The sequence below is a fragment of the Paenibacillus sp. 32352 genome, from assembly GCF_002042965.1.
Lineage (GTDB): Bacteria > Bacillota > Bacilli > Paenibacillales > NBRC-103111 > Paenibacillus_S > Paenibacillus_S vulneris.
Genome location: NZ_MZNT01000008.1, coordinates 241,883 through 254,403, shown reverse-complemented (window position 1 = coordinate 254,403; position 12,521 = coordinate 241,883). Strand labels below are relative to the sequence as shown.

Here is a 12,521-nt window from a genome sequence, read left to right as displayed (position 1 = left end):
CTTATTGCAATCCTTTGCAATTCCGTTAGAAGTTGGTGATAATAATGTAACAGAGTTTGATTTCGTTTGAAAGTCTCTGCAGGCCGCATCGGCAGCCTATAGGCCGCGGCTTACAGCATTCTTCATTTCAAAAGGAGGTCCGCCGAAACTGTGGCTCCAGCAATGAAACAAGGACGGCTCATTGCCGCTATTGTCTTCCTCGGTTTGTTCGCGGTATCGTTAGGGGCTTATCTCTATCTGCAGCGCGGTACACCCGCCAGTCCCCAGGCTTTGATGGTTCAGCAGGTTCATATGGATGATGGAAAGCTTCAGCTTACCGGAACTACCAGCCACAGCGCGGCAGGGTTCAGCGGCTATTCCTACAAGAGATCCGGCGGCGATATGTATGTGAAGCTTCGCTATAGTATACTGAGCTCTTCCGGTGACTTTTCCATTACGATTCCTGCAGGTCAGGAGGCTGTCCGCAATGTCTACTTGCAAGGGAGCTCTCCCGACGATTTGCGCTTACTATGGAGTCAATGAGAAGGAACTCGGAAGCTTATACACTCTACTGGGTAAAAAAAACGGGGTGCGGAAGAAGCAAATTCTTCTCTCGCATCCCGTTTCGTGTTCTTATGATCAGGATCAGCGGCCCGAACCGGTTGTATCCTTGGCTGCGGTGACATTTTTCAATACGTTAATCATGAAAATAACGACTCCGATAGAGGTCAGGGTTCCTCCGACTGCGATGACGGGCTCCGTATTGGCCGCTCCGCTAACCAGCACGAAAAGGCCGATCATCATGATGGGGAGGCCGATATTATGAAGCCAAAAATGAATTTTGCCAAGCGCCGATTCCGCGCTTTTCGGAAATACGTGGTACACAAAGCCGGACAAAGCTAGCGACACCCAACCAAGCAAATTAATGTGGGCATGCACGGATGCAAAATCAAACCTGTGCGATATGGACATGTACATCCCCAAGATAATCCCCACAACAAAATAAATCGAAGCGATCTTAATGAGCTTTACTCCCACGCTTCATTCCCCTCTCCATCATCGGATACTTTATCCTTATAAGGAGAGGAAACGTTTTATGACCGCCGCACTTCATTTTTTCTTAAGCGCGTCCGCTTTTTTCATAACTGCGTCTATTTCCTTCTGCGCCTTCTCCAGATCCTTGAACATCTTCTGCATTTTCTTGTTCTCCATCATAAACTTGAGGCCCTGCTTGAAAGTGTTATTCATGGCTGTACACCCTTTCCTTGTATTCGTCCCTTTATCTTATGGACAAACAACAAGAAAGGCTTCCGCATGCGCCGAGCGGATCAGTAATTTTCAAATTGCTTGAAGGCTGCCGCCTGCCCGGCATAGCGTCCCGACGCGTCCCTCAGGTTCCATACAACCGCTTCTTTAATATAAAATCTGCGTCCCGTGCTGGAGATCCGGATCCCGGTGTAGTTGTCTATGTACCCCTTCTCGGCCACCGCTTGGAGAAACCGGTCGCGCTCCGACCGTTCCATGGCCTCCGCCGTATAACGGGATGGCGTCCGCGTGAACGTCTCCCAGTCCATCTCCCACAGCGTTAAGGCGGCTCGGTTGCCAAAATTCAGCACGGGATCGGCTTCCGTCCCATGGGATAAAATGACGGTTGGCGAATCAAACAGCTGCTCCGCCAAGCTCAGACTGTCGGTCGTTTCGATTAAATCTTTGCCCAGCAGCTGACGATAGCTGTTCAGAATAAGAGACGCATGCTCCTCTCCCGCTCCAATACCTCGGGTAGGTCTTTGAATGTGATTCATAGGTTCCTCCTGATTTATTAATAATGGCTGAGCTTCTTACTAAGAATCGGCTGTTTTTAGACGCAGCACGTAAGCGCCGACTTCAATCGCTCCGGCTGGATCTGCAATGGCTTGCGAGGGCCTGCCTTCCTTACAATTCCTTCCATGGCCAGCTCGTTTAGCAGCTGGGTCACCGTCTCACGTATGCTGCCCATCATGCTTGCTAATTCCTGATGCGTCAACGATACGTCCAGCTGCATCCAGCCATGCTGCCTATCCGGGTCCTCCGGTTCGATTCCAAACTTATGCAGCAGCTTATCGAGCAAATAAAGCAGCCTTTTGCGTACGCTGCCGTAAGCCATCTGCTCCAACAGCTCCTCCACTTCCTTCAGGCGCTCGGATACGATTTCAATAAATCGAAGAGCGAGCTGAGGCCTCTCTCTTACGACTTGATCGAATTGCGCTTTATCCATAGTACAGATGACGGAATCCTCCAAGGTCTGCGCGAACAGATGGGGCGAGCCAGTCGTAAAGGCCCCGGCTTCTCCGAATAGATGTCCAGTTCCTAGGATATCCATCGTAAGCTCTTTGCCGCTGTCCGATAGCCTATAGAGCCTGACGGTCCCCGATTTAATGAGGAACAGCCTCTTCTGCTCCATGAGCGGAGATAGGATGACGGTTCCCTTCTTTATCTTATTCAAGGGTGCCGCAGGCTCCAGAAGCTCCAGCTCCCCCCTATCCAAGCCGCTCAGCCAGTGAATTCTCGATAAATATTTCACCTTGTCCAATCCTGTTCCCTCCCTTTTCGGCTTTGCTGTAGTCTGGACTACTGATTATTAGCATTGTACAAATTATGATTTTATGCAAGAGCTTCAGGACCAAATTAGTCCCGTATTGTGTTGTGGGCCATGTAATGTGATAAAAAAGGAGAGTGAACCCTGTGCACCAGGCTTCCGTCATGATTCAAATCGTATTGGCAAGTATGTTTGTATTATCCTCCGTCATAAAATTCGTCCGAACCGCCTCCATGGTCAGACATTGGCGCGAATACCGTTATCCCATGTGGCTGATGAGCGTCATCGGCATGGCGGAGCTGCTGGGAGCAGTGAGCATGCTCGCTGCTCTATGGATTCCGGGCATCGCCAAGTATGCTGCCATCCTGTTCATCATCTTGATGCTTGGCGCAGTTCATGCTCATCGGATACGGGCAAAGCATAAACCGATCATGGCACTGAACGCACTGCTGATGCTGGCGCTATCGGTTGTTCTGCTAGGAATCGGTTAGATTGCGGTGCGGTTTCATGCTTTTGTTCCATTCGCGCGATAATCCTTCTCTCACCAATCGGAACCGCCTGTCCGAAAAATGATTTTAAACAATCCGCCAGATAAGGTATACTTCTACTATAGCCAATTTTGTCATGGGGGTAGAAGAAATGAGTCAACAAGAAAATATCGGCGGATTGGGCCGTCATTACTTGCAAGCGGAATCATACGGCGTCGCCGCGTTTTGTTTTTACCGTGCCATTCTGGAGGACCGGGCGAACGGTAATGCTTGGAATGGCCTGATCCTGGCTCTCAGCCTCATGCGAAAGGAACACGACGCGCAAACGATGCTGGCGCGCTACGCGCTGCATCATGAAATTCTGGAATTCGACCGCGATTTGATTACGTTCGCGATGATGCTGTGGCAGCAAAATCCGGGAGCCATGGGTGAATGGATCCTGCTGATCTCCCAAATGAAGGGTGTCAGCCCGTCTGATCAAGAGCTGTTCACCCAAATGGGCGAGGACTTGAAGAAGGCGCATGAAGAGCTGGTAAGCAAGCATGGTCTGGAAACGCTTCAAGAGCAAGGCATGCTGAACCTTGGAGAATATGCCGCACGCCGGATCGAACTCGATTGGATTCTTGAGGAATCGATCGATAAGATCTATGAGCATATCCAAACCTGGCTCGATGACCCGGAAGCGGTTCTGACAGGGGTAAGGCTGCTCTGTATGCTGCCGGATCCGCGAAGCGAGAAGCTGCTCCGCAGGGTATGCCGCAACGAGGAAATCGACGGCAAGGTAAGAACCCACGCCCTGCTTGCCCTTCGCTGGCTCGGAGTGCGCGGCAATGCCAAACTAAACAAATTTGACGAATCGTTCGTCATCAATCTGGACAATCCGGAGCCGGAATTAACCGTCTCCGTGCCTGCGGCGTTCAAGCCTGCGCTCAATCGGATGAAGCTGTGGATGGCCAAGGAGCAGGGCGTCATTACCGAATTCGAGTACGAAAGTCACGCATCGAATGATGAGGCGGAGCTGCCAGAGTTGCTGGCGGCCAAGCTGGAGAAGGCCGACATCCCAAGTGTCCTTCAGGAAGTCGCGCATGCGCTGATTCGTGCAGCCTATGACAAATACTACCCTCTCGTTCCGGGAGTTAAAGGCGCACGCCAATGGAGCGCCGCACTGTTGATGCTCATCAAGGAATATGTGGAGGCAAACGGGGAAACCTGGCCATACGGTGAGCCGGAGCAGGATGAAACTGCTATTCGCCACCGCAACTGGCTTATCAGCGGCAGCCCGAATTACGTCGATACGATGAAAATCTAGGATATGCAAAAGAGGACAGCCTTGCCGGCTGTCCTCAGGTTTTTGAGAAATCTATTTTGCGTGAACTATGCTAAATAGGGAGGTGGGGTATGCCTCGGAGGAGTGATAAAGCCCTGCGAAGCATAAAACCACCTTCTCCATATGGTAATTACTGGATAACTACTCATACGCAAGGAGCATCCCGAATGTTGCGCTGCGGACTAGCCTGCTGGAAGGTTTTTCCTGTCCATATCATACAGCAAGGTGCCGAACGCATGAAGCGACGGCACCTTGTAAAGAACGAACGATTCTATGAAATGTTATATTCCTATCTGTCAAAGCATTATTCCGCCTTATCGAAGCAGCGTTCCCCGTTCAGGTAGTAGCTATCCTCCCGATAGGTCGTAAACGCTATTTCCACCTCAGGAATCCCGAGCGCTCTGACATGATCAGCAACCGCCTTGGCAAAGCGGTCTCTTACCTGAAGTCCCCGTTCGAACCAGGCGACCTCGATAAACGGATAGGTGTCTACAAGACTTCCACTATAGACGGATGTGGTATGAAGACAGTCGATCGTAAAGTTATCCGTTCCGCATTCGCAGACGGCAGCTAGCTCCTCCACCAAAGATGTACTGATTTTACACATTTGCTCGGCTGTAATACCTCTAACGATAAGCTGCGGCATATCCATACTCCCTTGTTTTAGTTGTAGTGTACCGCGTTACAAGCCCTGATGCAAACGCATCGGCCGGGCAGTCTGCATACAACTGCAAGGTTCATGGACTTTCCGTCTCGTTACTCTTATTTCGTTACTCTTATTTCGTGTTCCCGGTTAGCTAAGCATGAGCCCTCGAGGAGCGAATCTCCTTCAAACGATCAGGGAAGTCGGTAATGATGCCGGAAACGCCCAAATCCATCAGCGCTCGAAGATCCTTCTCATCGTTGGCCGTATAAGGATAAACCTGAATGCCTGCCCGATCCGCCTTTTCAACATCCTCTTTATCCACAATCCGGTAGTCCGGATGAAGGGAATACACATCGACTCCCAGCGTTTTGGCATAGGCTGCAGCGTCAGCCAATCTCAGCTGATACAGCAGGCCGATTTTAACCTTAGGCTCCAAACGTTTGATTGCGCACAAGCATTTATGATCGAAGGAAGATACGACCACGCGGTCGAACAAGCTGCGCTCCCGCAGAAACTCGACGAGCTTGCGGTCCATCCTTCCGTCATAGCTGTTTTTGACTTCCACGTTAATCATAATCGAATCGGGAACAAGATCGAATACTTCGCCTAACGTAGGAACCTTCTCCCCCCGGTATGCCTCGGAGTGCCAGGAGCCGGCATCCAATGCCTGAATCTCTGCCAATGTCTTGTCAATGATCTTCCCTGTCCCGTTCGTCGTACGGTTGAGCGTTTCATCGTGACATACGATGATTTCTCCATCAGCGGACAAGTGGACATCGAGCTCGATGGCTTCACAGCCCTGCTCCACTCCCAGCCGGAATGCACCAAGCGTATTTTCGGGTGCGTGCCCTTTGGCCCCGCGATGAGCAATAATAATCGGTTTCTCGTTAAGCATAAGTTTGATTCCTTTCCCGTCTTTGTAGACGTCAGAATTGGGGGTTAACGCAAAAAAACACATAAACTGCTTAATCCTATCCATTAAGCAATCCATGTGTATGTCTCCGTGTCTCCTACACAATTATCATCTTGTCGTCATTATACTACTTCTAAATGATTGCAATTGTCAACCGTTATTTCTTAAGGAAGCCGCAGCGTACCGGTCTAGCGTAACCCGCCGGAAACGCTCCTTCCAATAAGGCGGACCCGGCATCGATTCAAACAGCTGCTCTGCCTTATCATAATACAAGGCTTGTATGATTCTTGCATACTCCAGACAGCCCGAATCGGTGATTGCTTGAAGACAAGCCTGCTTGTGCTGCCGGATAAAGTCCTCCGCCCCCAGCCTTCCGTCATAGTATTGAGCCAGCTCGGGGAAGCCGTCTTGTTCTTGCGAGAGCATGTACACGATGGGCAGCGTTCTTTTTTTCTGCAATATATCGTTGCCGGGTCCGAGCTGCTCCAGATTTCTCACATCGTTCTCGATTTGAGCTACGACTCCCAGGCAGGCGGCAAGCTCGTCGATCTGTCCGGTAAGCCCGGCGGATGAGGACTCGGCCAAGGAGTAGCCCAGATAACAAGCCAGCTGAATCAGCGACCCGGACTTAAGCTGTACCATCTTGAAATAGTCCGCCTCATTGGCGATATGGGCATGCGGATTCAAGTCCTTCTGCTGTCCGTTGACCGCCGAGAGAACCCATTGGCTGATCTCAGGAAGAAACGGCGTCATCGTACGGCCTGTTTGCCATTGAAGCTGCCCCGCTTCGCCCATAAACATCATGAGAAAAGCAAGCACCGCATTCAAGGTGTAAGCCTCCGGGCAGGTCATCCATATCCGATGCCCTTTATCCCGATCCTGTAGATCATCCACGATATCCAGCGTCAGCATCACAAGCTCCGTCAAGGCGGCTGCCTTGATGATATAGGGCGATCGGCCTCCCAGCATTCCATGGGTGCTCTCCGTCAGCTCGGACCAGATGCTGTCCCCCTCGGCTCTTGCTGCTATAAACGATTTCATCCATCCGTTCAAATCCTCGGCATGAATGGCGCGATCGACCATGGCTTCCATCTCGTCTTGTATTTCCCGATTCAAGCTAATCCCCCCTGTTCGAATCCGTATAATATTTGCTCTGCACAAATTGCTCCAATGCTTGAACCTTGGACTTGACTCCCAGCTTGCCGTAAATTTTTTTCAAATAATTGTCCACCGATCGTTTGCTCACATAGATTTCACCCGCAATCTGTTCGTGCGTCGCTCCTTTGACCAGCATGGACATGATTTGCACTTCGTCCTCCGTCAGTACGACCTCCTGCGCAGGCAGCCCCGTCATCAGCCTCATATTGTGGTACAGCGATAACGGCAAAACCGTGTAATGATCCATAACGCATCTCACCATATGCTGAACGACGCTCTCGCTGGATTCCTTGGAAATAATGCCGCTAACCCCGATTTCAAGCAAATGATTATACATATCCGCCACATCAATTCCGGTAAAAATGATGATATGCGTCTCCGGATAACGGCCCTTGATCTCCTTCGCGACTATGCTGCCGAACTTATCGGGCAAATGGTAATCGAGCAGCACGATGTCGGGGCGATGCGTATCTACAAAGTCCAGGCATGCGGCCCCGCTGCCTGCCGTTCCAATAACTTCAATCCCGTTGATTCGCTCGAGAATTCCTTTGGTCGCATTTGCCATTACCGGATGATCATCAACAACAAGTGCTCTCATTGAGCCGTTCATGCGGTCAGCACCTCCTTTAATGGTACGGAAATCCATATTTGCAGCCCTTTCCCCCTGCCTGTCCTGAAGTCCATCTGCCCATCCAAATACAGGACGCGGCTCTTCATTTGCTCCATGCCCGTGCCGGATGCTCCGATCTCCAGCTCCGCCTCATTAACCTTATACACAGTAAAGCCGACACCGTCATCCTCATACGTCAGCAGAATGCAGTCGTTCTCCTGTTTTATCGCTATGCTGACCCGGGATGCCTGCGAATGCTTCTTCGCATTGTTCAGCAGCTCCTGAACGATGCGGAAGAAATGGCGCTTCGAATCCATATCCCACGCTTCAATCTGCTCGGCGCCCTCGGCGATAAATTCCAGCCGGAACGGGCAGAGAGAGCTTTCGTTGTCAATCACCTTTTGTATCGTTCGAATCAGTCCGATTTCATACAGCAGATGCGGATGCAGTTCGAAGCAGCTTTGGCGGAGATTCGTATTAATGATTTCCACATAGTCGATGATGTTCCTCATCCGCTCCATGTCTTCCTTGGAAAAATTAAGCTTGTCCACTATCGAGCTGAACCGTTTCTTGAGGAAGAACAAATCCTGCAGCGTCGTGTCGTGCAGATCGGTTGCAATGCGCTTGCGCTCGGCCTCCTGAAGCTCGAACATCAGCTTCCGGAACCAGATGAAATCCTGTGAAGCATCCTCGTTAGGGATTTGTGCGGCCAACCGCTGAAGCCTCATATGCAGCTTGCTGATCAAATGCATATTTTCCAGGCTCACGGCGAGATACGAGATGATCAGATTCAACCATTGGATCTCTTCCATGCCGAGAAACGTATTGGTCCTTTTCCTGGCGATAATCAAATAGCTGGTATATTCCTCATGGCGGTTGATTTCAAAGCGCCGAAGGAACGGGTGCTCCATGGATTCCGATGAGGTCAGCCATTCCACCTCGGAAAGCTCGATATCCCCCTCCAGAACCGTCTCCATCCGGTCCTTATATTTGAACACGATGGCGGCTCCAAACACCTGCAGCGTATTCACGATATCTACCAGAATGATATCTTTCAGCTCGCGGAAGCTGGAGATCGATTGCAGATTGACAGCGATTTTTTTGAGCGCGTTTTGCAGGTGGTATTTCCTGGGGAACATCACCGCCTCCAATTTTGTAGCGAAATATTCAAGTGAATACATGACGAAGGAGAGCAGCATTAAGATAAAAATAAAGCTGAGCAGCAGGTGCTGCACCGTTACCGCCTGCCGAAAAATGACGGCTGTCAGCAATACAATGACACAGGCCGGGATGATGGAAATAACCGTCGTAAAGGCAAACCGGCGCAGGACCAGATCAATATCGTATAGTTGCTTGGACATTATCAAATAAGTGAAGGCTATAGGGAAGAACAGTACGAACCATGAGGTATACAGCGAGCTGATCCCGTCTTCACCCATAAGCTGAGGGACAAACGACAAGAAGGCAAACGGAAAGAAGGAGATGGCAAGCGCCCACCAAACCGTTCGGATAATCGTAGATAAGTAGGAGACCTCGTTGCGAAATTTGACAGACACATAGGCAAGAAAAAAGAAGTTAAGCAGCAAGCCGAACAAAAAGAACGTGATAACGAACTGAATGCTGTATTGATAGAACAGGAATGATCTCGGCGTGCTGAAGGTCAATACAGGCAGCAGCAGGATTGCGAAAGTACCGTACAAATACCGCAGAAATCGGAAAGGGAACTGGATTTCTGCCTTCTCCTTTAGAAATACGAACAAAAAATGCAAGAAAACGACGGGAAGCAGCATCATAAGCGAGCTCATGGCTACTTTACCCAATGTATCTCCCCTTTGCGATGCGCCGATACTGGCGAAGATGAAGCCGATGTTTAGAAATACTATCGACAGAAAGCGCGCCGACCGGGAATGCCTCGTCTTCCAGTAGAGCATTCCGGCCAGGGAAAGGCAAAGGAGCTCTACCAGAATCGGCAATATAATCGGAGGATTGGCAGCATTCCCCTTGTTGAGCTCAACGGTCAACGGCTCCCCTTTTCGTTCCAGCTCCAGTGTCCTCGCCTGCTCCACCAATCTCCATTTCTTGACCGTAGGATGCTCGTCTGCGGGTCTTCCATCGATTCGATTGACGATATCTCCAACCTGTATATTCATTTCCAGACTGGCGCTTTCCGTTTCCAGCTTAGTGACGACCCATTCTCCGTGCATGCCCTTCTTTAAGGTAATCCCAAGATACGGGTACTGAAAGGTGATATAGGCAAACCATAGGTGAATGATCAGAAACAAAACAACGACCAATCGAAAAAAAAATTTATAAATCACCAAAATTCCCCTTGATTTGTAATTTTTTGTGATATAATAAACCTGTAATAATTGTAAATAATTGTCGGAAGCGAGGTGATCAGCATGCAAGCAGTAACTTACTCTCCTGGATTGCATCAAGTTGTACGCTCGTTGAAACAGATGGACACCCAAGACGTCTTGAACCTGTTTAAGGATGCCAATTGGTTCGAAGCGAAGTCTCTGTCCGCTGCAGAAGGACAAGCCGTCATGAAATTATTTACCCAATCAGCCAGCGACTACATAAGAAAAATCGGTGCTTACGGCCCTTGGATTTAATTCGTGCTATTTTTCATTATTTTACCAAATCATAAAGAGATTGTATATTATGGACCCTTCCAGGTATGCAGTCTCTTTTCCTATTAGAACCGTTTTTTTGACGAAAATGCAAAAAAGAATGTATACTCGTGCAAACATTTTGCGCTGATCTGATGATCTTATTATACTATAATTGAAAGTATAAAAATGGTAATTGTGGGGATTTCATGAATAATTTTTTCGAAGTTCATCGACCTGTTTCCAGTGCCGCTTTCCATGACGAGGAATGCTTGACTCTTGCCATCCAGACGGTGCTGTTTAATAACAAGGAGCAAATCCAGTCGATTCTGGATTCCTTGTCCAACGAGCAGCTCCTTCAGGAAATGTCGAGAGAAATTATGCGGAGAGCCTACAAATTCAAGCATATTGCCGATTCCGTACACAGCGAAATCCATTTGCAGGCCTATGATGTAAAAGGAGAAGCATCGCAATGTATCCAACGCTTAGAGACAAGGAGTTAATATTTTGCTATTTGGAAGCCGTCCGGCTTCAGCTTGATGAAGAATTTCTTGTGCTGCTCCGCGCCGAGATCAAAAACAGGGACTTGCCGATTACGCTTGATGCGCTGTCGGAAGAACCCTGTACATCTCGGGCGCAGCAGTCCATCGTCCGCAGTTAAGGACGGTACGCCCCGTCCTATCCCCTTTTTTCCGTCTTTTCACGCTTATTCATGAAAGCTATGCCCCAATGGAGTTAGGATTCCGTCCATACTGGCGGCATTTTTTTGTTGGCGATAAGCGATAAGTCCCTGTTCCCCCTTTTGCTCCGCCCACTTTTTCAGCGTTTCGCGCTCCCCTGTATAATCGAAGAACGGCACGCTGAAGCCGCAGGAGGTTTTGACTGCATGAAGCTCCGCGTAGATGATTTGCCGTGCGCCCGGCAGCGGGTCGAAGCGCTCCATCAATGGATCCCACTCCGGCATGTCAGGCAAAATTACCCTTCCGCGGCCATACAGACGCAGGATCATAGGCGCCCCTTCAAAGGCAATGAACATCAAGGTTATTCTGCCGTTATCGAGCAGGTGAGCGCTGGTTTCATTCCCGCTACCCGTTAAATCCAGATAGGCCACCTCCGTAGGAGACAATATCCGCAGCACATCATGCCCTTTGGGGGAAATATTAACGTGGCCGTCAGCACTTAACGGAGCGGAGCCGACAAAGAAAATATGCTGCTTTTTAATAAACGCCTCATGCTCGGGGAGAAGAGAAGCATACATGGTTCCCACAGGTCATCGCCTCATTTCAATAAAATGGAAATCAACTTTTACTCTATAGTATGAAGGGGTTAGCTTAGTTTGTAAAATAGATAAATCAGATTTACTTTATAGGTACAAGCTATAAATGAATAGCAAAAAAGACCGCCCAAGGCTTAAACGGGGCAGTCTGTATTGGAAGCAGGATCTAGTGCGTAAGCTCCGATAAAATGCCCTCGCAAGCTTCGACCAGATCGGTTCCCTTTATGAACATTTGCAGCCCGCGGCGCCCTGCGCTGATGCTTACCGGATCTTTCGACACGACAGACCGATCGATATACAAAGGATATTTCTTCTTGACCCCCAAAGGGGAAACCCCGCCGCGAATGTAACCGCTCAGCGTCATGATATCTTTGACAGGCACCATCTCGACCTTCTTGTTCCCGCTTGCGGAGGCCATAGCCTTCAAATCGAGTTCCTTGTCTCCCGGGATGCAAGCCATCACCACGCCTGTCTTATCACCGCGCAGCACCAGGGTCTTGTACAGCTGCTCGCAGGGGAGACCCACCTTCTTCGCAACTGTCGATGTGGCAAGATCGTCCTCGTCCCACTCGTATTCATGCAGCGTGTAGACGATCCCGAGCTTATCCAGGATACGGCTCGCGTTCGTTTTGGCAGCCATCGAGCGTTTCACCTCTTACTTATTTAGTACAAAAACCCTTGCTGAACAAGGGTCTGGTTGTTGAGAAACCTATAGAGCTTGAACTATGCCGATATACTCCGGTGGGTTATGCCCCTCCAGCCAGGCTTCCGAAGCAGGCTTTGCTACACAAAGCCCATAGCTGTTGAAACCCGTGAAATGTGATTAGATTTAGCGGTATTTTCACGGGTTTCAAAGGCGGACGTAAACTCCTCCGAGGCATACCCCACCTCCATATGTAGCAAAGTTCACGCAAAACTCGGTTTCTCAACAACCCCC

At 49.6% G+C, this 12,521-nt stretch carries 17 protein-coding genes; 6 read left to right on the top strand and 11 right to left on the bottom strand.

What is annotated here, in order from left to right:
• Positions 1-150: 150 nt before the first annotated feature.
• Complete coding sequence (locus B1728_RS19960) at positions 151-522, top strand: hypothetical protein (RefSeq protein ID WP_079912152.1); 372 nt, start codon at positions 151-153, stop codon at positions 520-522.
• Positions 523-624: 102 nt separating this feature from the next.
• Here B1728_RS19960 and B1728_RS19955 read toward each other — a convergent pair whose 3' ends face one another.
• The 4 genes from B1728_RS19955 to B1728_RS19945 form a co-directional block, all read right to left on the bottom strand.
• On the bottom strand, positions 625-1,017 hold the full coding sequence (locus B1728_RS19955; RefSeq protein WP_079912151.1) for a cytochrome-c oxidase: 393 nt from the start codon (positions 1,015-1,017) through the stop codon (positions 625-627).
• 72 nt (positions 1,018-1,089) lie between these two features.
• Positions 1,090-1,227, bottom strand: coding sequence for a hypothetical protein (locus B1728_RS36355; RefSeq protein ID WP_179136104.1), 138 nt, complete (start codon positions 1,225-1,227; stop codon positions 1,090-1,092).
• An 80-nt stretch (positions 1,228-1,307) separates the two neighbouring features.
• Positions 1,308-1,781 (bottom strand): MEKHLA domain-containing protein, encoded by a 474-nt coding sequence (locus B1728_RS19950; protein WP_079912150.1) that lies wholly within the window; start codon positions 1,779-1,781, stop codon positions 1,308-1,310.
• Between the two features lie 56 nt (positions 1,782-1,837).
• Positions 1,838-2,548 (bottom strand): Crp/Fnr family transcriptional regulator, encoded by a 711-nt coding sequence (locus B1728_RS19945; protein WP_079912149.1) that lies wholly within the window; start codon positions 2,546-2,548, stop codon positions 1,838-1,840.
• A 152-nt stretch (positions 2,549-2,700) separates the two neighbouring features.
• Here B1728_RS19945 and B1728_RS19940 point away from each other — a divergent pair, with 152 nt between their 5' ends.
• Positions 2,701-3,045 (top strand): DoxX family protein, encoded by a 345-nt coding sequence (locus B1728_RS19940; protein WP_256865428.1) that lies wholly within the window; start codon positions 2,701-2,703, stop codon positions 3,043-3,045.
• A gap of 148 nt (positions 3,046-3,193) precedes the next feature.
• Complete coding sequence (locus B1728_RS19935; RefSeq protein WP_079912148.1) at positions 3,194-4,351, top strand: hypothetical protein; 1,158 nt, start codon at positions 3,194-3,196, stop codon at positions 4,349-4,351.
• A gap of 322 nt (positions 4,352-4,673) precedes the next feature.
• Here B1728_RS19935 and B1728_RS19930 read toward each other — a convergent pair whose 3' ends face one another.
• The 5 genes from B1728_RS19930 to B1728_RS19910 form a co-directional block, all read right to left on the bottom strand.
• Positions 4,674-5,015 carry a DUF1904 family protein gene (locus B1728_RS19930; RefSeq protein ID WP_079912147.1) on the bottom strand — a complete coding sequence of 114 codons (342 nt, stop codon included), beginning with the start codon at positions 5,013-5,015 and terminating at the stop codon, positions 4,674-4,676.
• Between the two features lie 151 nt (positions 5,016-5,166).
• Complete coding sequence (locus B1728_RS19925; RefSeq protein ID WP_079912278.1) at positions 5,167-5,910, bottom strand: glycerophosphodiester phosphodiesterase; 744 nt, start codon at positions 5,908-5,910, stop codon at positions 5,167-5,169.
• 168 nt (positions 5,911-6,078) lie between these two features.
• Complete coding sequence (locus B1728_RS19920; RefSeq protein ID WP_079912146.1) at positions 6,079-7,044, bottom strand: polyprenyl synthetase family protein; 966 nt, start codon at positions 7,042-7,044, stop codon at positions 6,079-6,081.
• 1 nt (position 7,045) lies between these two features.
• Positions 7,046-7,696, bottom strand: coding sequence for a response regulator transcription factor (locus B1728_RS19915; protein ID WP_079912145.1), 651 nt, complete (start codon positions 7,694-7,696; stop codon positions 7,046-7,048).
• Entirely contained in the window at positions 7,693-10,014 is a 2,322-nt protein-coding gene (locus B1728_RS19910; RefSeq protein ID WP_179136103.1) for an ATP-binding protein, read from the bottom strand. The genes B1728_RS19915 and B1728_RS19910 overlap by 4 nt, the downstream gene beginning before the upstream one ends.
• Before the next feature lie 84 nt (positions 10,015-10,098).
• On the opposite strand from B1728_RS19910, the gene B1728_RS36350 reads away from it, so the two are divergent.
• The 3 genes from B1728_RS36350 (at position 10,099) to sda (ending at position 10,969) form a co-directional block, all read left to right on the top strand.
• Positions 10,099-10,311 (top strand): hypothetical protein, encoded by a 213-nt coding sequence (locus B1728_RS36350; RefSeq protein WP_179136102.1) that lies wholly within the window; start codon positions 10,099-10,101, stop codon positions 10,309-10,311.
• 206 nt (positions 10,312-10,517) lie between these two features.
• Positions 10,518-10,811: a hypothetical protein gene (locus B1728_RS19900; protein WP_079912142.1), complete on the top strand. Its 294-nt coding sequence runs from the start codon at positions 10,518-10,520 to the stop codon at positions 10,809-10,811.
• Complete coding sequence (gene sda / locus B1728_RS19895) at positions 10,781-10,969, top strand: sporulation histidine kinase inhibitor Sda (RefSeq protein WP_079912141.1); 189 nt, start codon at positions 10,781-10,783, stop codon at positions 10,967-10,969. The genes B1728_RS19900 and sda overlap by 31 nt, the downstream gene beginning before the upstream one ends.
• A gap of 45 nt (positions 10,970-11,014) precedes the next feature.
• On the opposite strand, the gene B1728_RS19890 is transcribed toward sda, so the two are convergent.
• Complete coding sequence (locus B1728_RS19890) at positions 11,015-11,575, bottom strand: pyridoxamine 5'-phosphate oxidase family protein (RefSeq protein WP_079912140.1); 561 nt, start codon at positions 11,573-11,575, stop codon at positions 11,015-11,017.
• Between the two features lie 175 nt (positions 11,576-11,750).
• Positions 11,751-12,224 (bottom strand): Cys-tRNA(Pro) deacylase, encoded by a 474-nt coding sequence (gene ybaK / locus B1728_RS19885; protein ID WP_079912139.1) that lies wholly within the window; start codon positions 12,222-12,224, stop codon positions 11,751-11,753.
• Between the last annotated feature and the right edge of the window lie 297 nt (positions 12,225-12,521).